Here is a 26,071-nt window from a genome sequence, read left to right on the forward strand (position 1 = left end):
CCGGTCACCGCGCGTCGGCGCGGGCGTGCCACGAGCGCCAGAGCGCCGCGTACGCCCCGCCGGCCGCCACCAGGTCGTCGTGGCTACCGATCTCGGTGATCCGGCCGTCCGCCAGGACGGCCACCCGGTCGGCGTCGTGCGCGGTGTTCAGCCGGTGCGCGATGGCGATGACCGTCCGCCCGACGAGCACCGCCGCGAGGGCCCGCTCGGTCCGCCGGGCGGTGCTCGGGTCGAGGGCCGCGGTCGCCTCGTCCAGGATCAGCGTGTGCGGGTCGGCGAGCACCAACCGGGCCAGCGCCACCTGCTGGGCCTCGGCCGCGCCGAGCTGCCGGGCGCCGTCGCCGAGCGCCGTGTCCAGACCGTCGGGCAGCGCGTCGAACCAGTCGGCGCCCACCGTGGCGAGCGCGGCGCGCATCTGGTCGTCGGTGGCGTCCGGGGCGGCGAACGCGAGGTTGTCGCGGACCGAGCCGATGAAGACGTGGTGCTCCTGGGTGACCAGGGCGATCCGCCGTCGTCGTTCGGCCGGGTCCAGGTCGGTGACCGGGCAACCGCCGATGCTGACGACGCCCTGCCGGGGAGCGTCGATCCCGGCGAGCAGCCGGGCCAGCGTCGACTTGCCCGCGCCCGACGGGCCGACGATCGCCAGCCGTTCGCCGGGCCGCACCTCCAGGTCGATGCCGTGCAGCACGTCGTGGCCGTCGGCGTACGAGAACCGCGCCTCGGTCACGACGAGCCGCTCGCCCCGCGACGTGGCCGTGCCGCCGGGCGGCTCGGGCGGGACCAGCCCGACCCCGAGCACCCGGGCGTACGACGCGAACCCACGTTGCGCCTGCTCGGTCCACTGCAACAAGCGGTCCATCGGGTCGATGGCCTGTTGCAGGTAGAGCGCGGCGGCGACCACCGATCCGAGGGACACCAGGTCGGCGGAGAGCAGATAGCCGCCGACCAGGAGCACCAGGGCGATCGGCAGGGGATAGCTGGCCTCGACCACCGAGAAGAACACCGTACGCAGGGCGAGCGTCGCCCGGCGGGCCTGCCACACGCGGGCGACGCGGGCGGTGCCGTACCGGAAGCGGTCGTCGGCCAGCCGCAGCGCCTCGACCGTGCGGGCGCCCTCGGCGGTCGTGGTCAACGCCTCGGTCAGCTCGGCCGCCTCCGCGCCCTCGGTGAGGTACGCGGAGCTGGCCCGCCGCAGGTACCACCGGGTCGCCGCCACGATCGACGGCAGCCCGGCCAGCGCCGCGAGCCCGAGCAGGGGGTGCAGCAGGAACACCGCGCCGAACAGCAACGTCAACTGCACCGAGGCGATGACGATGGTGGGCGCCACGTCCCGGACCGTGGTGCCGACGGTCGCCACGTCCACCGAACTGCGGGTCGCCAGGTCCCCGGCGCCGGCCCGCTCCACGACCGACACGGGCAGCGCGAGCGTCCGGTCGACGAACTGTTCGCGCAGCTCGGCGACGGCGCGTTCGCCGAAGCGGTGACCGGCGTACTGGGCGTACCGGGCGAGCAGCGCGCTCACCACGACGCAGCCGGCGATCGCCAGGGCCAGCCGGTCCACCGTCGCCACGCCCGCGCCGGCCGTGACCCGGTCGACGATGGTGCCCAGCAGCCACGGCGGGGCCAGCCCGGCGAGCGCGGCGGCGCTGTGCAGCGCCAGCACGACGCCGACCGCCCGGCGATGTCTGCTGATCATGTCCCGCAGGGCGTGGCGTACGGTGCCGCGGTCGGCGACCGGCAGGCGGCTCACTGGTACGCCTCCTCGGCGTCGGAGTGCTGCTCGTCATCGCTGCCCCGGGCCACCAGGTGCCGGTAACCGGGGACGTATTCGAGCAGGCCGTCGTGGGTGCCGGTGGCGGTGATCCCGCCCCCGGTCAGGTACGCGACCTCGTCGGCGCGGCCGAGCAGCAGGGGTGACGTGGCGAGCACAACGGTGGTCAGCCCGGCCCGCGCGGTCCGGAGCCGCTCGGCGATCCGGGCCTCGGTGTGCGCGTCCACGGCCGAGGTGGGGTCCACGAGGATCAGCACCTCCGGCTCGGCGAGCAGCGCCCGGGCCAGCCGTACCCGTTGGCGTTGACCGCCGGACAGCGTCCGGGCGCGGGGGTCCAGCGGGGTGTCCAGCCCGGCCGGCAGGGCGTCGACGATGTCGTCGGCCGACGCGGTCCGCAGGGCGGCGCGGATCTCGGCGTCGTCGGCGCCCGAACTCAGCACGTCGCGCAGCGTGCCGGCGAAGAGGTACGAGTCGTGGTCGGCGACCAGGATCCGGGCCCGGACCTCGTCGAGGGCGACTGCGGTCAGCGGTACGCCGCCCCAGGTGACGTCGCTGGTCACGTACCGGCCGAGCCGGTCGGCCAGCGCCACGGCGTCGGCCGGGTCGTCGGCGGCCACCGCGGTCAGCTGGCCGGCGCGTACCCTGAGCCCGGTCGACGGGTCGTGCAGGTTGGCGGGACCGGTCGGCGCGGGGACGGCGTGCGGGTCGCGGGCGCCGGGGACCCCGGCCGGCCACCGGCGGCCCGGCCCACCGACGTCGTCCGGGGCGAGCCGGAGCAGGCCGGCGATCCGTCGGGCGGCGACCCGACCCCGGATGAGCTGGTGACTGCCCTCCAGCAGGAACCAGACCGGCACGATCAGCGTCGCCACGTAGCCGTAGACGGCGACCAGCTCGCCGACCGTGACGTCGCCGGTGACGGCCATCCGCGCGGTCAGCCACACCACCGCCGCCAGGAAGAGGCCGGGGATGGCGACCGTCGCCGCGTCGATCCAACTGACCACCGCTCCGACGCGGTAGCCCTCGGCCCGCAGGGCCTGCGATCGGGCCGCGTACCGGCGGGCGAAGAGGTCCCGGCCACCCACCCCGGCGAGCACCCGGAGCCCGGCCACGATGTCGCCGGACCGGGCGGTCAGCGCGCCCTGCTGCCCGCGGTAGACCGACTCGGCCCGTTCGAGCCGGCGCAGCAGCGGCCCGACGACGAGCGCGACCGCCGGCACGCCCACCAGCACGCAGAGCGCCAGCAGCGGGGAGATCGACCAGAGCACCACGGCGATGACCCCGTACGCGACGACCGCCCCGACCCCGGGGCCGGTCAGCGTCAGCACCTGCGCCGACCACTCGATGTCGGACCCGCCGACGGTGGCCACCTCACCGGCGGCGGAGCGGCGCGGCAGCGCCGCGCCGACCCGGGACAGGTGCCGCAGCAGCACCTCGGCGGAGCGGGCCTTGGCGTCCTCCCGGATGAAGGTCATCGTGCGGTGCCGCATGATCCCCAGGTACGACAACCCCACACCCGCCACGACGATCGCCGCGACCCACAGGACCAGGGCAGGGGTGTCGCGGTCGCGCAGCCCGTCGTCGACGGCCCGGGCGATCAGGTAGGGCCGGACCGACAGCCCGACCATCCAGGCCGTGCCGAGCAGGCTGCCGCGCAGCACCCGGCCGGGCTGGCGACGCACCAGCCACCACAGGTACCGCATCGGACCACGGGTGTCGGGGGTGCCAGGGTCGGGGTGCGGGATCTGGACGGGCACTCGGTAACGCTACCGAGCGGCGGGCCGACCCACCGACCCGTTTTCCTGTCGGAGGGTGCAGGCAGAATCACATTCGTGCTGGTGGCGGTGGTGGCAGATGAGCAGGGCGGGGGAGAGCTGTGCCCGCTCGACGCCGCCGGCCGCCCCGCCGGCCCGACCGAGACCGTCACCGACCTCGCGTCTGCGGTGGCCGCCCGGGAGGCGGTCGCGCGCCCGCGCTGGGTCTGGGCGAGCGCGGGCACGATCTACCCGGCGCTGCTACGGGCCGGGGTGCGGGTCGAGCGGTGCCACGACGTGGAGTTGACCGAGGCGTTGCTGCTCGGGCACGCCGGTCGGTGGGGCGAGCCCCGCGCGCTGGCCGCCGCCTGGGCCCGCCTGACCGGCGGGCCGGTGCCGGCCGACCCGCCGCCGCGTGCCGCCGCGCCGCCCGGGCACGGCCAGGGCGCGCTCTTCGATACGCTGCCGGGCCCGCCGGGCCCGGGCCTTGAGGCACTGACCCAGGTGTACGCCGATCAGCTCGCCCGGGTCTTGCGGACCGAGCACCCCGGCCGGTTCCGGTTGCTGGTGGCCGCCGAGTCGGCTGGCGCCCTGATCGCTGCCGAGATGGGTGCCGCCGGGCTGCCCTGGCGTGCGGACGTGCACGACGAGATCCTCGCCGAGCTGCTGGGTGAGCCGTCCCCGGTCGGCGGGCCGCCGCGCCGGTTGGCCGAGTTGGCGGCCCGGATCGCCGACGCGTTCGGCGTCCGGCGGCTGCACGCCGACTCTCCGGCCGAGTTGCTCCGGGCGTTCGCCCGGGCCGGCGTGGAGCTGCCCAACACCCGGGCCTGGGTGCTGCGCGGCGTGGACCATCCGGCGGTGCCGTTGGTCCTGGAATACAAGGAGCTGTACCGGATCTGGACGGCGCACGGCTGGTCCTGGCGTGAGCAGTGGGTTCGCGACGGGCGGTTCCAGCCGGAGTACGTGCCGGGCGGGGTCGTCTCCGGCCGCTGGGCGACCCGTGGCGGTGGCGCGTTGCAGATCCCCAAGGTGATCCGTCGGGCGGTGGTGGCCGACCCGGGCTGGCGGCTGGTGGTGGCCGATGCCGGCCAGTTGGAGCCCCGCGTCCTGGCCGCGGTCTCCGGGGACGGGCGGTTGGCGGCGGCGGGTGGGGCCGGTGACCTCTATGCCGCGCTGGCGCGGGAGTCGTTCGGCGGTGACCGTCCCCGGGCCAAGGTGGCGTTGCTGGGCGCCATGTACGGGCAGACCGGCGGGGCGGCGGTGCCCGCGTTGGCGGTGCTGAGAAACAGCTATCCGACCGCGTTCGGCTACGTGGAGGCGGCGGCGCGTACCGGCGAGGCGGGCGGCCTGGTGCGGTCCTGGTTGGGTCGGACGTGCCCGCCGGGTGGCGTGGGGCCCGCCGACCCGGACGAGGGGCCGATCGACCCGGACGCCGCCGCTGACCGGCAGAGCCCGCGTGCGCGTGCCGCGCGGTCCCGGGGTCGGTTCACCCGCAACTTCGTCATCCAGGCCACCGCCGCGGAGTGGGCCTCCACGCTGCTGGCCACCCTGCGCGCCGAGTTGGCCGGCACCGACGCCGAGCTGGTCTTCTTTCAGCACGACGAGGTGGTGGCGCACTGTCCCGCCGAGCAGGCCGAGGCGGTGGCGGCGGCGGTGAGCCGGGCGGGCGAGCGGGCCACCGCGCTGCTGTTCGGCGAGACTCCGGTGCGCTTCCCGCTCGACCTGTCCATCGTCGACTGCTACGCGGACGCCGCTTGACGCGGCCCCTGGCGCTGATGATCGACTCCAGATCGGCGACCTGGGGGTTTCCCGGCGTCGGGATGCCGCCACCTCGGCGATCGGGAGTGGATCACCCGTCCGTTGCGTAACGGTTGCACTATTTTCCCTTTTCGCCCCGCCACCCGTGCGCGGCTCTCCTCGTTGCAGTGTCCGTAGGAGGGGCCGGCCGGTCACGGTCGGTCCCGTGCTTGAGGGGGCCCAGCTGAACCGGATCGCAGGAATGATCATCGCCGCAGGTGGTGGACGCCGTATCGGCGGTCCCGAGGCGCTGCTGCACCAGGGCGAGAAGCCACTGGTCAACCAGATGATCGACACGATGACCGAGGCGGGCTGCGAGCAGATCGTGATCGTGCTGGGCGCCGCAGCCGACCAGGTCCGGGAGACCGCCGACCTGGGCAGGGCCACCGTGGTGGTCAACAAGGCGTGGGGCACCGGGGTCGGCTCGTCCATCCGCGCCGGCCTGGCCGCGATGGACGACGCGGGCATCGAGGCGGTGGTGGTGGTGCCGGTCGACATGCCGGGCCTGACCGCGGCGGCCGTACGCCGGGTGGCCGCGCTGCCGTACCCGGACGTGCTGGTCTGCGCCACCTACGACGGGCTGCGCGGCTACCCGATGCTGTTCGGCCGCCGACACTGGTCCGGCATCGCCACCCTGGCCAGCGCCGACGTGGGCGCGCGGCCGTACCTGCTGGCGCACAAGGACCAGATCGTCGACATCGCCTGCGACTCGGTGGCCGACGGCAGCCGGGTCGACAGCCCGGAGTTGATGGAGCTCTACGGCCTCACCGTCCCGCCGCAGCGCGTCGGCGTGTAGCGGGCGCTAGGGCTGGTCCAGATTGCCGGTCGCGGCGAGGCGTCGGTACCAGTGCGCGCTGTCCTTCCAGGTGCGCTCCTGGGTGTCGTAGTCGACCCGGATGATCCCGAAGCGGCGGTCGTAGCCGTAACCCCACTCGAAGTTGTCCAGCAACGACCAGACGAAGTAGCCGCGCACGTCGGCGCCCTGCGCGCGGGCATCGGCCATCGCGCCGATGTGCCGACGCAGGTAGTCGATCCGCAGGTCGTCGTGGATCCGTCCGTCGGCAGCCACCTCGTCGTCGAACGCCGCCCCGTTCTCGGTGATCATCAAGGGCTGGCCGGGATGTTCGCGCTGGAGCCGCAGCAGCAGCTCGGTCAGCGCCGGCGGGTCGATGTTCCACCCCATCGCCGTGTACGGGCCGGGCTGCGGCAGGAAGTCGACGTCGTCGGCGCCCACCCACGGCGAGTGCGCCGACGCGCCGTGACCGTCGGCGTCCGAGCGGGCCGAGTGCCCGTCCCAGGCGCGGACCAGGGTGCTGGAGTAGTAGTTGACGCCCAGCACATCCAGCGGCACGGCGGCCACCTTCTCGTCGCCGTGGCGCACGAAGGACCAGTCCGTGACGCCGGCCGTGTCGGCCAGCAGGTCGGCCGGGTACGCCCCGTTCAGCATCGGCCCGAGGAACGCCCGGTTGGCCAGCGCGTCGATGCGGCGGGCCGCGTCGACGTCCGCCGCCGCGTCCGAAGCCGGGCGGATGACGTGCAGGTTCAGCGTCACCGACAACTCGGCGGCCGGCGCCGTCTCCCGGACCACGCGACCCGCCAGGCCGTGCGCGAGGTTCAGGTGGTGCACGGCCGCCAGCGCCGCCGCCGGCTCGGTCCGACCCGGCGCGTGCACGCCGGAGCCGTAACCCAGGTACGCCGAGCACCACGGCTCGTTGAGTGTCGTCCAGGTGTGCACCCGGTCGCCGAGCGCGGCGACGATCCCCGCCGCGTACTCCTCGAAGCGCAGCGCCGTGTCCCGTACCGGCCACCCGCCGGCGTCCTCCAGCTCCTGCGGCAGGTCCCAGTGGTACATGGTCGCCACCGGGCGGATGCCGCGCTCCAACAGGCCGTCGACGAGCCGGGAGTAGAAGTCCACGCCGGCCTGGTTGAACCGGCCGGAGCCGCCCGGCTGCACCCGGGGCCAGGAGATCGAGAAGCGGTACGCCCCCAGGCCCAGCTCGGCGATGTGGTCGAGGTCCTGCGGCCAGCGGTGGTAGTGGTCGGCGGCCACGTCACCGGTGTCGCCGTTCAGCGTCCGCCCCGGGGTGCGGCTGTAGGTGTCCCAGATGGACGGGCCCCGGCCGTCCTCGCTGGCCGCGCCCTCGATCTGGTAGGCCGCCGTGGCCGAACCCCACAGGAAACTCTCCGGAAAGGCATGTGCCGTCACTGTCCTGCCACCTCCGAGTGGTACGCCGACGATTCACCCGCCACCAGGTCCGCCCTGGCCACGCCGTCGCGGAAACTTACCTCGAACTCCGCGCCGGCCCCCTGACCGGGCGACGGAATCCGTACCCGCCGCCGCTGCCCCTCGGCCGGAGCGTAGAGGCACAGGCGGACACCGTCCGCCCAGTCGTAGTCGGGCCGGTCGGAGCGCGCGCCGAACGCGATGACCGCGCCCGGCCGGGCGAGCACCGGCAGGCTGTCGAACTCGTGCTTCTCGGTCACCCAGGCCGGACCGGTGAGCTGGGCGCCGGTCAGCAGGTGCGTCCAGGTCCCGGCCGGGACGTAGAAGGTGACCTGACCGTCGGCGCTGAGCACCGGCGCGACCAGCAGGTCGGAGCCGAGCATGTACTGCCGGTCCAGGTACGCGGCGGCCGGATCGTCCGGGAACTCCACGATCATCGGGCGCATCATGGGGATTCCGTCGCGGTGCGCCTCCTCGGCCGCCGCCGCCAGGTACGGCATCAGGCTGAGCTTGAGCCGGGTGAAGTGCCGCAGCACGTCGACGGCCTCCTCGTCGTACGCCCACGGGACGCGGTACGAGCCGGAGCCGTGCAGCCGGGAGTGCGACGAGAGCAGACCGAAGGCGATCCACCGCTTGAACACGGCCGGGTCGGGGGTGCCCTCGAAGCCGCCGATGTCGTGGCTCCAGTAGCCGAAGCCGGACGCCGCCAGGGACAGCCCGCCGCGCAGCGACTCCGCCATCGCGACGAACGTCGCCTCGCAGTCCCCACCCCAGTGCACCGGGAACTGCTGCCCGCCCGTCGTGGCCGAGCGGGCGAACACCACCGCCTCGCCCTCGCCGCGCTCGGTCTCCAGCAGCTCGAAGACGGCCTTGTTGTAGAGGTAGGAGTAGTAGTTGTGCATCCGCTGCGGGTCGGAGCCGTCGTGCCACACCACGTCGGTGGGGATGCGCTCACCGAAGTCGGTCTTGAAGCAGTCGACGCCCATGTCCAGCAGGACCTTGAGCTTGCCGGTGAACCAGGCGACCGCGTCCGGGTTGGTGAAGTCGACGAGCGCCATCCCGGCCTGCCACTTGTCCCACTGCCAGACCGAGCCGTCCGGGTTGCGGACCAGGTAGCCGGCCCGGCGGCCCTCCTCGAAGAGGTACGAGCGCTGCGCGATGTACGGGTTGATCCAGACGCACACCTTCAGGTCGCGTTCGTGCAGGCGGCGCAGCATCCCCTCCGGATCGGGGAAGGTCGCCGGGTCCCAGACGAAGTCGACCCAGTGGAACTGGCGCATCCAGAAGCAGTCGAAGTGGAACACCGACAGCGGCAGGTCCCGCTCGACCATCCCGTCGACGAACTCGGTCACGGTCTTCTCGTCGTACGACGTGGTGAACGACGTGGACAGCCACAGCCCGTACGACCAGGCGGGCACCCGGGCCGGTCGGCCGGTCAGCGCCGTGTACCGGCGCAGCACGTCCTTCGGGGTGGGTCCGTCGATGACGTAGTAGGTGAGCGACTGGCCCTCGACGCTGAACTGGTTCTGCGCCACGACCTCGGAGCCGACCTCGAACGACACGTGCTCCGGGTGGTCCACGAAGACCCCGTAGCCGGCGCTGCTCAGATAGAACGGCACGTTCTTGTACGCCTGCTCGCTGGCGGTGCCACCGTCGGCGTTCCAGATGTCGACGGTCTGGCCGTTCTTCACGAACGGGCCGAAGCGCTCGCCCAGCCCGTACACCGTTTCGCCGACGCCGAGGGCGAGCCGCTCGTGCACGTGCCGCCGGCCCTGGCCGTCGGTGACGATCCCGACGCTGCGCGCGGTGGACGCGGTGAGCAACCGGTCGCCGTGCCGGAACTGGACCCGCCAGCCGTCGACCAGCGCGACCCGCGCGGTCAGTTCGCCGGTGGTCAGCGACGCGGTGATGCCGGTGATGTCGACGGTGACCGGCTGGCCGCTGTCGGCGGTCAACTCGAAGTGCGGCTCGCGGGGGAGCCCGCCGCTGTGGTGACCGATGGTCACCCCGATGACGCCCGGCGCGGGAGAGAAGAACCGGACGGTGACGACGGGCCGGTTCAGGGTGTCCCCCCGACCGGTGATCTGACCGGCCGGCGCGAAGACGGTGAAGCCGCTCTGGTCCGGCTCGACCGATTCCACCGCGCCGGGGCGCAGCACGCTGACCCCCGGGCGCAGTTGCCAGTACCCGTCGGTGAACTTCACTTCTCGGCTCCTGCCGTGATGCCGCGCGCCAGAGTGCGCTGGAAGATGAGGAAGAAGAGGATGGCCGGCACGAGGCTGATCAGCGCGCCGGCGTTCGTCGTCGGGGCGTCCATCAGACGGTCGCCCTGCAACGAGGCGAGCGCGACCGGAATGGTCTGCGTCTGGTTGTCGATCAGCATGACCAGCGGGATGAGGAACTCGTTCCAGGTCCAGATGAAGAAGAAGATGAGGAGTACGGCCAGGGTGGGTCGCAGGTTGGGGAAGACCACCCGCCACAGCACCGTCCACTTGCCCGCGCCGTCCAGCGCGGCGGCCTCCAGCAGCGAGCGCGGGAAGGTGCCCAGGACCGAGGCCAGCAGGTACGTGCCGAAGGCGCTCTGGATCACGGTGAAGATGATGATCACCGCGAGCCGGGTGTTGTAGAGGCCGACCTCCTTCGCCACGTAGTACAGCGGGTAGATCAGCGCCTCCTGCGGCAGCATGTTGGCCAACAGGAACAGCCCGACGATCCACAGTCGGCCACGGACCCGACCGATGCCGAGGGCGTACGCGTTCAGCAGGGACACGAGGACGCCGAGCACCGCCACGGAACCGGCGATGAGCGCCGAGTTCCACAGCTTGAGCGGGAAGTCGACCTCGTTCCAGTACGTCCGCAGGCCCTTCGTGTAGAACTCGCTGGGCCAGCTCAGCGGCCCGGCCGACGAATAGTCACCGGGCGACTTGAACGCGTTGAGCAGCATGAACGCGAACGGCACCAGCATGACGAGCGCGCCGACCGTGACCAGGGCGAGCACGACCCAGCGGCTCACGCCGCGGTGGTGCCGGTCGCGGGCGTGCCGGCGGACCGGCGTCGGGGCCGGGGTGAGCGTCACGGCCATGTCAGAACCCCCGGTCCCGGCGCTCGGTGCGCGCCTGCCACCAGATGAAGACCCCGGCCACCACGACGATGATCAGGGTGAGCACCGTGGAGATCGCCGAGCCGTAGCCGACCTGGAGCTTCTTGAAGAAGGTGTAGTAGGCGAAGTAGGACGGCACGTTCGTGGCGTTCTCCGGGCCGCCCCGGGTGAGCGCGAAGATCGGCCCGAACACCTTCAACGCCGCGATGGTGCAGGTCAGGGCCACCACGAAAGTCTCCGGCCGGATCTGCGGCAGGGTGATCGCCCGGAACCGGTGCAGCCAGTTCGCGCCGTCGACCTCGGCCGCCTCGTGCAGCTCCGGGTCCACCCGCTGCAACGCGGCCATGAACACGACCACCGGGTAGCCGATCTGCACCCAGATCATCACCGCCATCACGGCCGGCAGCGCCGTGTCCGGGTCGCCGAGCCAGTCGTGGCGCAGCGCGCCGAGGCCGACCGCGTCGAGCAGGCTGTTGAACGCGCCGTCGGGGCGCAGGATCCAGCCCCACACGATGCCGGCGACCACCACCGGCAGCACCTGCGGGAGGTAGAAGGCGGCCCGCAGGCCGGCGGCCGTACGCGGCTGGAACCGGCGGCCGATGACGTCGAAGAGCACCGAGGCGAGCAGCAGCCCCAGCAGGGTGGGCAGCACCACCATCGCGACGATCATCGCCACGGTGTTGCGGAACGAGGCCCAGAACACCTCGTCGTCCAGCAGCCGCTGGTAGTTGTCGAACCCCACGAAGGTGGGGTCGCCGATGCCCGACCATTTGGTGAGCGACAGGTAACCGGTGCCGACCAGCGGCGCGCCGATCACCAGGAGGAACAGCGCCGCCCCGGGGATCAGATAGAGCCAGTACGCGGCGTCACGGCCGCGAGGTCGGCGGCGGGGCGTCGGCGGGGTGGGTGTCGCCGTCGGTGTGCTGGCGGCGACGGTCTCGGAGACTGCCATGGAAGATCCTTCCCGGCGGGGCGGGCGGGCGCTCCGGTTGTGCCGGTCACGCCCGCCGCTCGCCGTGTCACTTGCCGGTGATCTCCTTGACGCCATCGGCGTACGGCTTGGCGATCGTGTCGAGCACCTGGTCCGGCGACTTCGACCCGTTGATCAGGCCCTGGAAGCCGCCGACCAGCACGTCGTAGTAGCCGGGCACCGGCCAGTCCGGGTAGAAGGCCAGACCGTCCTGCTTGCTGACCGTGTTGAAGTCCTCGATCAGCTTGCGGTCCTTCGGGTCGCTGATCTTCGAGGCGTCGGCGGCGATCGGAACGCCACCGTTGTTGCCGATCAGATCCTGGATCTCCGGGCGCAGGGTGATGTCGATGAAGTCGTACGCCAGGCTCTTGGCCTTGCTGTTTGACGGAACCACCCAGATGTTGCCCGATGACCCGGCGTTGAGGGTGTTGCCGGGGAAGAGGAACGTGTCCCAGTTGGCCTTCATCTCGGTCTTGAACCGGCCGTACCACCAGCTACCGGAGACGATCATGGGGGTCTTGCCGGCGATGAACGCGGTGCCCATGTCCTCGGCCTTGAGGCTCGCCGAGTTCTTGGCGACGTAGCCCTTGCGCACCCACTCGGCGAACGTGTCCGCGCCGTACTTGAGCGGGTCGGCCTTGAAGTCGACCGGGTTCTTGTAGAGCTGGTAGTTGTCGACGAACTGCCGGTCGGCCTTGGAGAGCGCCAACTGGTAGAAGAGTTGTCCGGCCGGGTACTCCGCGCCGGCCATGCCCAGCGGGGTGATCTTCTTGCTGACGAAGGTGTCCATCGCGGCGGTCATCTCGGCCAGCGTGGTCGGCACCTTGACGCCGTTGCGGTCGAACAGGTCCTTGTTGTAGTAGACCGTGACGTACTCGCCGTAGTTGGGCACACCGAACCAGTTGCCCGACCCCATCACGCCCTTGTCGCTGTACCGCGCGGTGGTCTGGAGGCTGGGGCTGAGCTTGCCGGCCCAGCCGCGCTTGTCGGCCTCGGCGCTCAGGTCGGTGAGCAGACCCTGCGACGACAGCAGGCCGGCCGTCGCGTTGCCCTTGTTGTATTCCATGATGTCCGGGCCCTCGGACGAGTTGATGATCATGCCGGCGTTCTGCTGGATCTGCTCGAACGCCTTGCGCTCGAAACGCACCTCGACGCCCGGGTGCTCGGCCTTGAAGATCTCGATCGCCTTGTTCCAGCCGACCCCCATCGCGCTGTTCTCGCTCTCGTAGTGCCAGAGCTTGAGGGTCTTGGCCCCGCTGTCGTCCTCGCTCTCGCCGCCGCCGCAGGCGGCCACGGTGGTCGTCGCGGTCGCCGCCAGGGCGATCGCCGCGACGATCCGGCGAAATCGCTGCATTGCTATCCTCCTCGTTGAGTATCGAGCCCGGTATCTCACTGGGCCCGTCGTCGCGTTGCCGCGCGGCGGCGGGCCGTTTTTACTGGTCAGCCCCCATGGGGTCGCTCCGGTCGTGGTGCCGCGGTCGATCCCCGCACCTCCAGCGAGCACGGCAGCAGTTGCTGGTGGCGCTCGTCACCGGGCCCGTCCAGGTGGCGTACCAGCGCCTCGATCGCGATCCGGCCCAGGGTCGATCCGGGCGAGGTCATCGCGGTCAACGCCGGGGTGGCCAACTCGGCGACCTGCGGTGAGGTGACCATGGAGACCACCGACACGTCGTCCGGCACCGACAGTCCGCGCCCGGTTAGCTCACCGAGGATGCCGAAGAGCGCTGTCTCGTTCATCGCCAGCAGGGCGGTCAGCTCCGGGGCCCGGGTGAGCGCGGCGGCCAGGGCCGCCCGCCCGCCGGCGGCGCTGTCCTCGGCCGGGATCATGATCGGTTCCAGGCCGTGGCCGGTCATGGCCGTGACAAACGCGTCCCGGGTACGCAACGCCGGGCCGTAACCGCTGGCCAGCGTCGCCGCCGAGTGGTTGACGTAGACGATCCGGCGGTGCCCCAGGCCGACCAGGTGCGCGACGGCCTCCCGCACGGTCTGGTCGAAGTCGATGTCGACGAAGGACAACCCGGTGGCGTCGCCGGTACGCCCGATCAGCACCAGCGGCACGCCCGCCTCCTGGAGCACCGTGACCCGCTCGTCGGCGAGCTGCACCTCCATCAGCACAACGCCGTCGAGCATCCGCTGACTGGCCAGCCGTCGCAGGTCGTCGAGGTCGCCACCGCCGACCGGCGAGAGCACGAGGTGGTAGCCGACCGCGCTGGCCGCGGCGGCGGCACCGGTGACGAACGCGGTCTCGGTGGCGCCCAGACCACGCTCGTCCATCGGCATCAGCAGGCCCAGGATGCGGCTGCGCCGGCTGGCCAACCCCCGAGCCATGGCGTTGGGCTGGTAGTCCAGCTCAGCCATTGCCGCGAGCACCTTGGCGCGAGTGGCCTGGGAGATCGGCCGAGCGCCGGTGAGCACGTACGACACGGTGCTGACCGAGACCTGCGCAAGGCGGGCGACGTCGTGCATCGTGGCCACCGCCCACCTCCTCCGGCCCGGAGTGGAACCGCTTCGGAATGATCGTCGAAGCGTTTCGACGAAACGTTTCGACAGACGCTAGGTCACGTGTTACGGCACCGTCAATAGCCGATGTCGAAAAGGAGTCGGCGAGCTGGCACCGGCGATCCGCAGATGCCCGCCAGGGCACGGCTGCGCTGTGTGGAGCACGTGTCTGGGCGTGCCTCGGCGTGCCGGGGCAGCAACTTCACTGATGTTGCTGTCTCCGGCGAGGCTGAGGCAGCAACTTCGGTGATGTTGTGAGGATCTTGGGCGCGGGGCGCGGGGCGCGGGGCGCGGGGCGCGGGGCGCGGGGCGCGGGGCGCGGGGCGCGGGGCGCGGGGCGCGTCGATCTTGCGTTTTCTGCGCCGACAAAACGCGCAAACCTCAACACTCCGTCGACCGTAACTGCAAGATCGGCGCGAGCGGTTAAGTCCTGCCTGGCCCTCGCCCGGACAGCGCGGCAAGATCGCACTCGATCCAGGATCTGGTGGTGTCAGCGCGACGTTAGGCCACTACATCCTGGATCGAGTGCGATCTTGACGTCGGCGGCGCCCCGCATCGCGTCGATCTTGCACTTTCTGCGGCGACATAGGGCGCGAAGCAGGACGGATCGGCATCCGCAAGTGCAAGATCGGCGCGGTGGGCGCGGTGGGCGCGGTGGGGTGCGGGGTGGGTTTTTATACGTCTATGTTGAGGCGTTGTAGGACTGAGGGCGCGATCAGGCCGGCGGTGGAGAGCACCACGATCACGGTCAACACGGCGCGCAGGACGACGACCTCGGTCTTGCTGCCGGTGCGCAGCGCGATGCTGTTCGGGAGGCCGATCATCGTCCACATGCGGCGGCGGATCGGAATCGGCCAGAGGATCGGCACCCCGGCCCTGGTGATCATGTCGCCGAGGATGTGCACGAGGCAGCCCACCCCGACGGCCGTGCCGATCAGCGGATAACCGCGTCCGCCCGGCAGGTTGGCGAAGGTGAACCAGGCGGCCCCGGCCGACGCGAGCGTCACGATCACCCAGCCGGCCCGTTCGGCCCACTCGTCGAAGAGCCCGCGCAGGGCCAGGCCGAACATGAAGAACAGGATCGTGATCACCGCCCACTTGCCGTACGCGGCGCAGAGCGCGGTGGTGCCCCAGCCGACCAGCAGCGTGAACGGGAGCGTGTGGGTGAGCGTGCGGTGCCCGTTGTTGCGACGCGGGTCCTTGCTGAGCTTCGTCGCGTAGTAGACGCCGAGTGAGATCTTCTCCATCACCTCGGCCACGAAGAGCGAGAAGACCCCGAACGTGCGGGCGACGGTAGCGCCACCCTGGTTGCGGGTCACCTTGCCGGACAGGTCGAGGTCGGGAAAGAGCGCCCCACCCGCGCACACCGCCGTACCCACCGCCAGCGCCAGCGGCGACTGGTGGTAGTCGGCGAACTGGTCCAGCGCCCAGGACCCGGCCAGCCATACCGCCGCGCCGGACAGCGCGTGCGACGGTCCCATCATCTTCGGCTCACCCTCCCCAGGGATCTTGAGCGCCAAAACTACGCCACTGTAGCCAGCACCGGTGTCGCAGGGGCGTCAGTTGACCCGTCCACAGCGGACAGTGTCAGAGGGTGGGCGTGAAGCTCTGCCGGATCATCACGAAGTATGCCGCGTTGACCTGCCAGTCGAACTCCTTTGTCAACCACGAGACGGTGTAGGCGTGTCCGGCCGAGGTGTTGGCGAGCAGCCGGATGCTGTGCACCCGTTCGCCGGCGGCGTTCTCCCAACTGCACTCCCAGAGGGCCCCGCCGTCGAACACGTCCAGCGCGGAGATGTCCAGCTTGCGGTAGCCGGGGAGCGCGTCGGCGGCGACGAGCCGCTCCTCCTGGGCCCTCAGGTGCGCCAGCGGATCGGTCCGTGCCGGTCCCGCCTCGACGCTGAGCACGCGCGCCCCGCTGGGCTCCCGGAAGCAGGTCACCGCCCCTTCGGTCCAGCGTGCCCAGCCCACCGGGGCGGCGATGCGGAAGCCGGTCGGGTCGGTGTGCCAGGTCCAGCCGTCTCGTAGCCCGTACCGCGCGTCCTTCGGTGGTGGGGTCGAGGGCACCGGCGTGGCCGTCGGTGGCGGGGGCGTGGCGCAGGCGAACGCGGCCGGTCGGGTGGCGGTCGCGCCGCCGCCGGAGCCGGACGGTGGCGTGCGGTCGTCCGAACGGTGCAGCAGCGCCGCGGTGACGCCACCGGTGACGAGCAGGGCCACCGCGGTCGCCGCCCCGCCCCAGGCGATGACCCGTCCGCGTCGGCCCGCGGCGCGGTCCCTCGGGCGACGGATCGACGTCGCCGGGTCCGGCGCGGGTTCCGGAGCGCGGACCGGGGCGGACGCGGCGGCCCGGGCCGCGCCGCGGACCGCCGCCACCGCGGTGGACCGTGCCGGCGGGGGCTGGTCGTGGTCGGCCGCCGCTGCCGCCGCGCGCAGCAGCGGCTCGGCCTCGGCGGCGGTCAAGCGCCGCCAGGGATCGCGCTGCAACAGGCCGCTGATCACCGGGCGCAGGGGGCCGGCCCGGCGCATCGGATCCGGCGGCTCGGTGGCCAGCGCGCTGAGCGTCGCCATCGCGCTGGACCGGGCGTACGGGGACTGCCCCTCGACCGTCGCGTAGAGCGTCGCGCCCAGCGACCACAGGTCGGTACGCGGGTCCGACACGCCGTCGCGCGCCCGCTCGGGTGCGACGAACTGCGGGGAGCCGAGGACCAGGCCCGGTCCGGTCATCGCCCCGTCACCACCGTCGAAGGTGGCAAGGCCGAAGTCGGTGAGCACCACCCGCCCGTCGCCGGCGACCAGCACGTTGTGCGGCTTCACGTCGCGGTGCAGGACACCTGCGGTGTGCGCGGCCCGCAGCGCGGCGAGCACCGCAAGCCCGATCTGGGCGGTGCGGGTGGGGTTGAGCGGACCCTCGGCGTTGATGATCTGCTGCACCGACCGGGATGCCACGTACTCCATCACGATCCACGGGTTCTCGCCGTCGTGCACCACGTCGTACAGCCGGACGACGTTGGGGTGGTTGAGCCGTGCGGCGGTGCGCGCCTCGCGGAGCGTGCGCAGCCGTAGCTCCGCCCGCTCGGCCTCGGCCAGCCAGGCCGGCGGCACAACCTCCTTCACCGCCACGTCCCGGTGCAGCATCTCGTCGCGGGCCAGCCACACCCGGCCCATCCCGCCGGTGCCGACCAGGTCGAGCAGCCGGTACCGACCCGCGATCAGCAACTGCTGCACGGTCGCTCCCCCTCGGTCACCCTGCGTTACACGATAGCCACCGTCGCCGATTTTCTCATCCGCTGAGCGGCCTCGATCCACGCCGGACGGGGGGCCGGGCACGGCCATACGGCGCAGGTCAGCGGGGTGGTCGGAAACTGTTTCGCAGAATGGCCCAGTCCCCGTCCGCGGTGTTCCAGTCGCGGTCGTCGGTGATCCAACCCAACGTCCAGCGCGACTCACCCACAATCTGTTGCCGGGCGTGGATCCGCGGGCCGTCCGGGGCGTCCCACCGACACTCCCACTCCGCGCCGCTGCCGCCGGTGCCGCCGGGGGCGAGCCGGATCTCGTCGTAGCCGGGCAGCGCGCCGGCCCGAGCGGCCTCGTCGCGGGCCGCCCGTAATCGGGTCATCGGGTCGGCCGCGCCGCCCTCGGCGACGCTCAACGCCCGGCCGGTTGCCGGGTCCTGGAAGCAGGCCACCGTGCCCTCCCGGGAGTAGTACCAGGTCGCCGGGACGGAGACCCGGAAGCCGGTGGTGTCGGCATGCCACACCCACCCCGTTGGCGGCCGGAACCGCTCGCCCGCGGCGGGTGACCCGACCGTGACCGGCGCGCCGACGACGTCGGGGCGGACGCAGGGGAACGGCGGCGGGGGCACGTCGCGGCCACCGGGCGGCGGCCGACCCGGACCGCCGCGGTGCGGGCCGCCCCGGTCGTCGCCGTACTCCCCGTCCGGCCCTCGGCCGTCGTCCACCTGTCCCGTGGTCGGGGTGGTGGTCGGCCCGGCGGTGCCGGTCGGGGCGTCGCCGGCCACGGCCAGCGCGGTGCCCACCCCGGCGGCGGCCGCCACGAGCAGTGCCGTGACGACCAGCGCGGCCCGCCGGGCCGCTGGCCGGCGGGCCGCTCGCCCCGTCGTGCCGGTGGCGGCGTCCGGCGGGTACCGGACGTCCGGCTCGTCGCTCGGGCGATCATCGAGAGGAGCGTCTCCGGGTGGGTCGACGCCGGAGCCGATCGGGTCGGGCACGGGCTGCGGGGCGGTGGAGTGGGTCACCTCCCCGGAAGTGGACGAGATGCCGGTCGGGCCTGCGGCGGCGCTGAGCAGCCGGCGGGCCTCGTCGTGGTCGAGACGGTCGTGCGGGTCGCGGCGTAGCAGCCCGTCGAGTACCGGCGCGAGCGGACCGGCGTGCGGGGCCGGGTCCGGTGGACCGGCCGCCAGCGCGCTGAGGGTGGCCATCGCGTTGCTGCGGGCGTACGGGGAGCGGCCCTCCACGGCGGCGTGCAGGGTGGCGCCCAGCGACCACAGGTCGGCGGCCACCGTGGACACTCCCTCCGCGGCCCGCTCCGGCGCGACGTACTGCGGGGAGCCGAGCACCATCCCGGGGCGGGTCATCGCGCCGTCCCCGCCGTCGAAGGTGGCCAGTCCGAAGTCGGTGAGCATCACCCGGCCGTCGTGGGCGACCAGCACGTTCTGCGGCTTGATGTCGCGGTGCAGCACCCCGGCCGTGTGCGCGGCCTCCAGGGCGTCGAGCAGGGCCAGGCCGATCCGGGCGGCGCGGGCCGGCTCCAGGGGTCCTTCGGCGTCGAGGACGTCCTGCAGGGTGCGCGACGGGACGTACTCCATCACGATCCACGGACTGCCCTCGACCTGGACGACGTCGTAGAGCCGGACCACGGCGGGGTGGTTGAGCCGGGCCGCGGTGCGCGCCTCGCGCAGGGTGCGCGAGCGCAGCTCGGCCCGCTCGTGGTCGGCCAGCCAGTTCGGCGGTACGACCTCCTTGACCGCGACCTCGCGGTGCAGCATCTCGTCGCGGGCTCGCCAGACCCGACCCATGCCGCCGCGGCCCACCAGGTCGAGCAGCCGGTACCGACCGGCGATCAGCACCTGCGCACGCTCCTCCTCGGCCGCTGTCCGGTGTACACCCTAACCAGCGGATCGGAAGGTACCTATAGGTCGTCCGACGAATCTCAGCAGGCGGCGTGGTCGGCGGCGGCGAGCAGATTGCCCTCCGGAATGGCGATCCGGTTCCGTCCGCCGGCCAGTCGGGCGGCGGCCCGGCGAGCCTGTAGCGGGCCGTGTTCGCGGCGGGCGGTGGCGTAGCTGGCGGCGGTGCGGGCCGCGATGGTGGCCCATCCGTAGCGTTCGCCGACCATGGTCCGGGCCCGTCGGGCGACCCGCCGGGCGAAGACCTCGTCGCCGAGCAGTCGGTCGACCGCGCCCGCGAGGGCGACCGGGTCGCTGTGCGGGAACGTCACGCCGGTGACGCCGGGCTCGACGATCTCGGCGAGGCCGCCGGTACGGGCCACCGCGAGGGGTGCTCCGGCCGCCGCGGCCTCCAGGGCCACCATGCCGAACGGCTCGTAGAGGCTGGGGACCACCGTCGCGTCGGTGGCGCCGAGCACCGCCGGCAGTTGGGTGGCGTCGAGGAAGCCGGTGAAGCGGACGGTCGAGCCGAGCGCCAGGCGACGGGCTTCGGCCTCCAACTCGGGGCGGTACGGGCCGTCGCCGGCGATCACCACGCGCAGCCCGGGGTGCCGCTCGCGCAGTCGGGGTACCGCGTGCACGAGGTGCTGGACGCCCTTCTCGTAGACCAGCCGGCCGGCGTACCCGACCAGCGGACCGTCCGCGGCGAACCGGGCGCGGGCCGACGCGACCGCGCGTGGTCGGGCCCGCCACGCCCGGTCGTCGACCCCGTTGGGGACCACGTCGACCAGCCCGCCCGGTACGTCGAACAGCGAGCTGACCTGGTCGCGCATGTAACCCGAACAGGTGATCACGCGGGTGGAGGCCCCGCTGAGCCAGTGTTCGACGCCGTGGATGGTGCGGTTCATCTCCTCGGGCAGCCAGCCCTGGTGTCGCCCGGCCTCGGTGGCGTGCATGGTCGTGACCAGCGGCAGGTCGAGATGTTCGGACAGCGTCACGGCGGTGTGGGCGACGAGCCAGTCGTGGGCGTGGATGACGTCGTAGGCGCCGGCCTGGGTGGCGCGCAGGGCGGTGCGGGTGAGGGTGTGGTTGAAGGCCATGGTCCACGCCAGCAGCGAGCCGGTGGCCAGGGGGAAGGCGACGGGGTCTTCGGGGGCGCGCAGGATGCGGACGCCGTCGGCGTACTCCTCAAGGGGTGCGCCCTCGGCGTGGCGGGTGACGACGGTGACCTCGTGCCCGGCGGCGGCCAGGGCCACGGACAGGGCGTGGACGTGGCGGCCGAGGCCGCCGACGAGCACCGGCGGGTACTCCCACGACAGCATCAGCACCCGTAGCTGGCGGGCGGGGTTGATGTCGATCACGTGGGCATCGGGTGACATGCGGCCCCCTTTGAGTTGTCCCCGGGCGCGCGCCGACCGACACCGGAGTCGATGTCGCCGTCGCGTCTGGATCGGGGCCAATCCTGCCGGCGCCGAGATAACCAGCGGAGACACCGCCGTTGCGGTCATGTAAAGCGCTACTGGCCTTTTCGGCGCACCCGCAGCAACTCGGCCACCGACCACGCCTGGAACGGGCAGCCGGTCGCGGAGTGCGGCGCGACACCGTCGGCCGTCTCACTTACCGATCCTAGCCCATATTCGGTCAGATGGGACTCAATGCCAATCAATGCGTCATCGACTGGCATCTTGCCCCGACGAGTGGCGTCCACGTACGGGCCGAGCAGCCACGGCCACACCGTGCCCTGGTGGTAGCCGCCGTCCCGCTCGGCCGGGCCGCCCCGGTGGCGACCCACGAACTCGGCCGCATCCTCCGCGAGGCTGCGCGGCCCGAGCGGGGTGAGCAGCCCGTTCGCGACCCGGCGCAGCGTCGCCTCGTCCGGCTCCAGCGGCGCGAACGGCAACGACCAGGCCAGCAACTGGTTGGGCCGCAGCGCGTCGTCGTCGTGCAGGGCGGCCCCACCCAGCGGGTACGCCGGCGCGGGCGCGTCCAGCACGTCGTGCAGCCACCCGGTCGGGGCGGGGAACCGCTCCCGGAACGAGGTGGTGGCCCGCCCGTGTAGTCGCCACAGCTCGCCCGCGTCCTGCCCGGCCAGCTCGGTCAACTCGGCGAGCCCGGCCAGCCCGTTGATCCACAACGCGTTGACCTCGACGGGCTTGCCCGTGCGCGGGGTGACCGGCACGCCGTAGACCCGGGCGTCCATCCAGGTCAGGGCGGTGCCCGGGGCGCCCTGGGTGAGCAGCCCGTCGGCCGGGTCGACGGCGATCCCGTACCGGGTGCCGGCGACGTGCGCGTCGATGACCCCGCGCAGCGCGGGCAGCAGCTCGTCGCCGAGATCGGTGTCGCCGGTGACCGTCACGTGCCGGCTCACCGCGTGCAGGAACCAGAGGGTGCCGTCGACGGTGTTGTACTCCACCCGGCCGGTGTCGGCCGTGTTGGCGAGCATCCCCTCGGAGAGGGTCGCCGCGTACGCCCGCAGCAGCTCCCGCCCCTCGGCGGCCCGACCCGTGCAGAGGAACAGCCCCTCGTACGAGATCATCGTGTCCCGCGACCAGGCCCCGAACCAGGGATAGCCGGCCACCACGTCGACCGCCGCCTGCCGGGTACGGACCACGAACGCGTCGGCGGCCAGCGCCAGCGTCGCGTCCACGTCGTCGGCCGGCTTCGCCGTCGCCACCACCTGCCGGTTGCGTCGCCGGGCCGTCGCCACGATCTCGACGGCCGGCGGCGGCTCCTCGTCCAGCGGAGCGGCCCAGGCCCGCACCGACACCGTGTCACCGGGGCGTTCCAGATCGCCGGCGAAGCGGCCCGCGTACCAGACGTCCTCGTCCGGGTGCAGGCCCCGGTTGGCCTCCTCGCGGTGGTGCACGCCCAGCCACCACTGCCCCTCCGGCGTCCAGCCGGGGCCGGCCAGCCGATATGCGCCCTCGACCACCGCGCCGTCGGCCACCGCCTCGACCTGCGGCGTCGGCCCGTCAGCCCGCCGCTCGCCGTGCGCGTCGCGCCAGGTGCAGGCGGCGGACAGCTCCAGCCGTACCGGACCGCCGGCGACCAGCCGGTGCACCACGGCCACGCAGGAGCGGCCGGGCAGCATGGCCAGCTCGCGTTCGATGACGACCGCGCCGATCCGCCACCGCCAGCGGGGCAGCCCGTCGACCAGCTCGAAGCGCTCCAGCAGCTCGAATCCGCGCGGGTCGACGTCGCCGGAGGACCACTCGTGCGCGCCGAGGCGTACCCGCGCTCCGGACGGCAGGGTGACGGCCGGGTCGAGGCTGACCAGTCCCACCTGGCGGGACGCCGGCGTATCGCCCGGCACCACCAGAAGGCCGTGGTAGCGGCGGGTCCGCAACCCGCCGACGGTGCCCATGGCGTACCCGCCGAGGCCGTCGGGCACCAGCCACTCCCGGCTGGACGCGCTGGTCAGGTCGCCGCAGACCTGCGGTCCGAAAATAATGTCGATCAACTTTCCTCCACCGCCGTCGAGGTGTAACACGCCACGGCGAGAATGGCCGCTGTGGTGAAGTACCGCGGCGACGTCAAAGATGTGCACGTGATCACTGACGGATCGTCCTCCGACGCCTCGCCACCCGACGCTGAGCGGCTTCGGCTCGCCCAGGCCGACTCGGGGGAGCAGGACTGGCGTGCATGGGGTCCCTATCTGTCCGAACGGGCGTGGGGGACGGTACGGGAGGACTACAGCGAGCACGGTACGGCGTGGGACTACTTCCCACACGACCATGCGCGGTCCAGAGCCTACCGGTGGAATGAAGACGGCATGGCCGGCGTCTGCGACGACCGACAGACGTTCGCGTTCGCCCTGGCGCTCTGGAACGGCAAGGACCCGATCCTCAAGGAGCGGATGTTCGGCCTCGGTGGTGACAGCGGCAACCATGGGGAGGACGCCAAGGAGTACTGGTGGTACCTCGACAGCACCCCGACGCACTCCTGGATGCGCTGGCGCTACCACTACCCGCAGGCCGCCTTCCCGTACGACGAACTCGTCGCGGTGAACGCGTTGCGCGGCCGGGACGACACCGAGTACGAGCTGGTGGACACCGGCATCTTCGACGACGACCGGTACTGGGCGGTGACCGTCGACTACGCCAAGGCGTCCCCGACCGACCTGTGCATGGTGATCACCGTCGCCAACCGGGGCGATGCGGCGGCGACCCTGCACGTGCTGCCCACCCTGTGGTTCCGCAACACCTGGGCCTGGGGGCTGCCCGGCGGCGACCGGATTCCCCGGCTGACCGGGGAGGGCACCCGGCTGGTCGGCGAGCACCGGGTGCTCGGGCAACTGCTGCTCGAAGGCGACGGCGGCCCGGTGCCGCTGCTCTGCGACAACGACACCAACGCCGAGCGGCTCTGGGGCCTGGCGGGTCGCTCGCCGTACCCGAAGGACGGCATCAACGACCACGTCGTCAACGGCGCGCCCACCGTCAACCCGGCCCGCGAGGGCACCAAGGGCGCGCTGCACTACGTGCTCGACGTGCCGGCCGGCGGTCAGCGCCAGATCCGGCTCCGGCTGACCCGTACCGCGTCGCCTCCGGCCGCCGCCCCGCCGCCCCCGGCCGACCTGCGCGACGGCTTCGAGTCGGTGGTGTGGGCCCGGCGGGCCGAGGCGAACCGCTTCTTCGCCAACGTGATCCCGGAGGCCGCCACCGCCGACGAGGCGCTCGTCGCCCGGCAGGCCATCGCGGGACTGATGTGGGGCAAGCAGTTCTACCACTTCGACGTCAAACGCTGGCTGGACGGCGACCCCGGGTCGACACCGCCGGCCGGGCGTCGGCACGGGCGCAACAGCGCCTGGTGGCACATGACCAGCTTCGACGTGATCTCCATGCCCGACCCCTGGGAGTACCCCTGGTATGCGGCCTGGGACCTGGCCTTCCACTGCGTGAGCATCGCCCGGGTCGACCCCGGCTTCGCCAAGGAGCAGATCCTGCTCCTGCTACGCGAGTGGTACCTGCACCCCAACGGGCAGATCCCGGCGTACGAGTGGGCGTTCGGCGACGTGAACCCGCCGGTGCACGCCTGGGCGGCGCTCAAGGTGTTCGAGATCGACGGCGGTAAGGACTTCGAGTTCCTGGGCCGGGTGATGCACAAGCTGCTGCTCAACTTCACCTGGTGGGTCAACCGCAAGGACACCGGCGGCAACAACGTCTTCGAGGGCGGCTTCCTCGGGCTGGACAACGTCGGACCGTTCGACCGCTCGGCGGCGCTGCCGGTGGCCGGCGTGCTGGAGCAGTCCGACGGCACCGGCTGGATGGCCATGTACGCGCTCAACCTGCTCGACATGGCCATCGTGCTGGCCGAACACGACCGGACCTGGGTGGACACGGCCACCAAGTTCTTCGAGCACTTCCTCTACATCGCCGCCGCCGCGTACGAGCAGGGGCTGTGGGACGACGAGGACGCGTTCTTCTACGACGTGCTGCGGCTCGCCGACGGCACGAAGGTGCCGCTGAAGGTCCGCTCGGTGGTCGGGCTGCTGCCGCTGGCCGCCACCACCCGCCTCACCGCCAAGACCCTGCACCACCTGCCGGAGCTGGGCGCGCGGCTGCGCTGGTTCCTCACCAACCGCCCGGAGTACGCCGAGGTCATCGGCACCCGACGGATCGGCCCGGACGGCCGCCAGCAGCGGCTGCTGTCCATGGTCGGTCAGGAGCAGGTGGTCCGGCTGCTCGCCCGGATGCTCGACACCGACGAGTTCCTCTCCGACTTCGGCCTCCGCACGTTGTCCCGCGCACACCTGGACAAGCCGTTCTCGGTCAATCTCGGCGGGCAGGAGTTCTCCGTGGGCTACGAGCCGGCCGAGTCGACGAGCGGCCTGTTCGGCGGCAACTCGAACTGGCGCGGGCCGATCTGGATGCCGACGAATTTCCTGCTGATCAGCGCGCTGCGCGACTACGCCGCGTTCTTCGGGGACTACCTCCAGGTGGAGTATCCGACGCGCTCGGGGGTGAAGCTCTCGCTGGACGAGATCGCCGACGACCTGTCGAGGAGACTGATCTCGCTCTTCACCCAGGACGACTGGGGTCGCCGACCGATCTACGGCGCGGCGCGGCTGTTCCAGACCCACCCCGACTGGCGGGACCTGGTCGCCTTCCCCGAGTATTTCCACGGCGACAACGGCGCCGGACTGGGCGCTTGGCACCAGACCGGCTGGACGGCTCTGGTCGCCGACCTGATCCTCACCCTGCGCCGTTGATCCAGCCCGTGCCCGTGCCCGTGCCCGTGCCCACGCCCGTGCCCGCAAGATCCGCGCAACTTCGGTGATGCTGCTGCATCACGGCGGCCGGAAGCAGCAACTTCACCGAAAGTGTGCGGATCACGCGTGCGGGTGTGCGGTCAGTACCCGCGCCGGTGTTCAATGGCGCGTTATGGAGTGGACAGTGCCCATCGCCGTCGTGTTGTCGCTCGTGCTCGTGTTCCTGGTCGCTGGGGGTGGCCGTCGTTCCGACGCGGATCAGCTGGCTCGCCGGCTCGCCGTGGTCGAGCGCAAGCTGGATCTGATCATGGCGCACCTCGACATCCACGAGCCGGAGCTTGAGGCCCCCGGGGCGGTCCTGCAAGAGCTGCTCGCCGGCCGCAAGATCCAGGCCATCAAGGCATACCGGGAGGCGACCGGTGCCGGTTTGCGGGAGGCCAAGGACGCCGTCGAGTTGCTCGCCCGGCAGCGCGGCCTGGGCTGATTGTCAGCCCTGGTAGGCCGTCGCCGCTGACACCGACCCTTGCCGCGCTGCGCCGTGAGCGCCGCTGCGCCGTGAGCGCCGCTGCGCCGTGAGCGCCGCTGCGCCGTGAGCGCCGCTGCGCCGTGAGCGCCGCTGCGCCGTG

General features: G+C 72.3%; 17 protein-coding genes. 4 read left to right on the forward strand and 13 right to left on the reverse strand.

Annotated elements, in window-relative coordinates:
* Positions 1-4: 4 nt before the first annotated feature.
* Positions 5-1,696 (reverse strand): ABC transporter ATP-binding protein, encoded by a 1,692-nt coding sequence (locus AB0B55_RS07315; RefSeq protein WP_357171230.1) that lies wholly within the window; start codon positions 1,694-1,696, stop codon positions 5-7.
* Positions 1,697-1,746: 50 nt separating this feature from the next.
* Complete coding sequence (locus AB0B55_RS07320; protein WP_357171232.1) at positions 1,747-3,471, reverse strand: ABC transporter ATP-binding protein; 1,725 nt, start codon at positions 3,469-3,471, stop codon at positions 1,747-1,749.
* A gap of 99 nt (positions 3,472-3,570) precedes the next feature.
* Here AB0B55_RS07320 and AB0B55_RS07325 point away from each other — a divergent pair, with 99 nt between their 5' ends.
* A complete protein-coding gene (locus AB0B55_RS07325; protein ID WP_357128589.1) occupies positions 3,571-5,280 on the forward strand; it encodes a bifunctional 3'-5' exonuclease/DNA polymerase in 1,710 nt (569 codons plus the stop codon).
* Positions 5,281-5,521: 241 nt separating this feature from the next.
* Positions 5,522-6,115 carry an NTP transferase domain-containing protein gene (locus AB0B55_RS07330; protein WP_357128592.1) on the forward strand — a complete coding sequence of 198 codons (594 nt, stop codon included), beginning with the start codon at positions 5,522-5,524 and terminating at the stop codon, positions 6,113-6,115.
* Positions 6,116-6,121: 6 nt separating this feature from the next.
* On the opposite strand, the gene AB0B55_RS07335 is transcribed toward AB0B55_RS07330, so the two are convergent.
* From AB0B55_RS07335 to AB0B55_RS07385, 11 genes are all read right to left on the reverse strand, one after another.
* Positions 6,122-7,525, reverse strand: a complete 1,404-nt coding sequence (locus tag AB0B55_RS07335; RefSeq protein ID WP_357170931.1) for a GH1 family beta-glucosidase — start codon at positions 7,523-7,525, stop codon at positions 6,122-6,124.
* The gene (gene yicI / locus AB0B55_RS07340; protein WP_357128198.1) at positions 7,522-9,747 is read right to left on the reverse strand and encodes an alpha-xylosidase; all 2,226 of its coding nucleotides are present in this window, start codon (positions 9,745-9,747) and stop codon (positions 7,522-7,524) included. Before yicI ends, AB0B55_RS07335 begins: the two co-directional genes overlap by 4 nt.
* On the reverse strand, positions 9,744-10,625 hold the full coding sequence (locus AB0B55_RS07345) for a carbohydrate ABC transporter permease (RefSeq protein WP_357170934.1): 882 nt from the start codon (positions 10,623-10,625) through the stop codon (positions 9,744-9,746). The genes yicI and AB0B55_RS07345 overlap by 4 nt, the downstream gene beginning before the upstream one ends.
* A 1-nt stretch (position 10,626) precedes the next feature.
* Positions 10,627-11,595 carry a sugar ABC transporter permease gene (locus AB0B55_RS07350; protein ID WP_357170936.1) on the reverse strand — a complete coding sequence of 323 codons (969 nt, stop codon included), beginning with the start codon at positions 11,593-11,595 and terminating at the stop codon, positions 10,627-10,629.
* A 67-nt stretch (positions 11,596-11,662) separates the two neighbouring features.
* Complete coding sequence (locus tag AB0B55_RS07355) at positions 11,663-12,967, reverse strand: extracellular solute-binding protein (protein ID WP_357128207.1); 1,305 nt, start codon at positions 12,965-12,967, stop codon at positions 11,663-11,665.
* Positions 12,968-13,053: 86 nt separating this feature from the next.
* On the reverse strand, positions 13,054-14,079 hold the full coding sequence (locus AB0B55_RS07360; protein ID WP_357128595.1) for a LacI family DNA-binding transcriptional regulator: 1,026 nt from the start codon (positions 14,077-14,079) through the stop codon (positions 13,054-13,056).
* Between the two features lie 707 nt (positions 14,080-14,786).
* Entirely contained in the window at positions 14,787-15,596 is an 810-nt protein-coding gene (locus AB0B55_RS07365) for a metal-dependent hydrolase (protein WP_357128210.1), read from the reverse strand.
* Positions 15,597-15,699: 103 nt separating this feature from the next.
* Complete coding sequence (locus tag AB0B55_RS07370; protein ID WP_357170938.1) at positions 15,700-17,337, reverse strand: serine/threonine-protein kinase; 1,638 nt, start codon at positions 17,335-17,337, stop codon at positions 15,700-15,702.
* A 118-nt stretch (positions 17,338-17,455) separates the two neighbouring features.
* On the reverse strand, positions 17,456-19,198 hold the full coding sequence (locus AB0B55_RS07375) for a serine/threonine-protein kinase (RefSeq protein WP_357170941.1): 1,743 nt from the start codon (positions 19,196-19,198) through the stop codon (positions 17,456-17,458).
* Between the two features lie 83 nt (positions 19,199-19,281).
* Positions 19,282-20,616, reverse strand: coding sequence for a glycosyltransferase family 4 protein (locus AB0B55_RS07380; protein WP_357170943.1), 1,335 nt, complete (start codon positions 20,614-20,616; stop codon positions 19,282-19,284).
* A 137-nt stretch (positions 20,617-20,753) separates the two neighbouring features.
* Positions 20,754-22,697: an amylo-alpha-1,6-glucosidase gene (locus AB0B55_RS07385; RefSeq protein WP_357128222.1), complete on the reverse strand. Its 1,944-nt coding sequence runs from the start codon at positions 22,695-22,697 to the stop codon at positions 20,754-20,756.
* Between the two features lie 42 nt (positions 22,698-22,739).
* Between AB0B55_RS07385 and AB0B55_RS07390 the strand changes: the two genes are divergently transcribed.
* Both AB0B55_RS07390 and AB0B55_RS07395 read left to right on the forward strand, forming a co-directional pair.
* Entirely contained in the window at positions 22,740-25,445 is a 2,706-nt protein-coding gene (locus tag AB0B55_RS07390; RefSeq protein WP_357128225.1) for a glucosidase, read from the forward strand.
* 184 nt (positions 25,446-25,629) lie between these two features.
* Entirely contained in the window at positions 25,630-25,929 is a 300-nt protein-coding gene (locus AB0B55_RS07395; RefSeq protein WP_357170946.1) for a ribosomal protein L7/L12, read from the forward strand.
* Positions 25,930-26,071 lie beyond the last annotated feature (142 nt).

This window comes from Micromonospora sp. NPDC049107, assembly GCF_040648595.1.
Taxonomy (GTDB): domain Bacteria; phylum Actinomycetota; class Actinomycetes; order Mycobacteriales; family Micromonosporaceae; genus Micromonospora.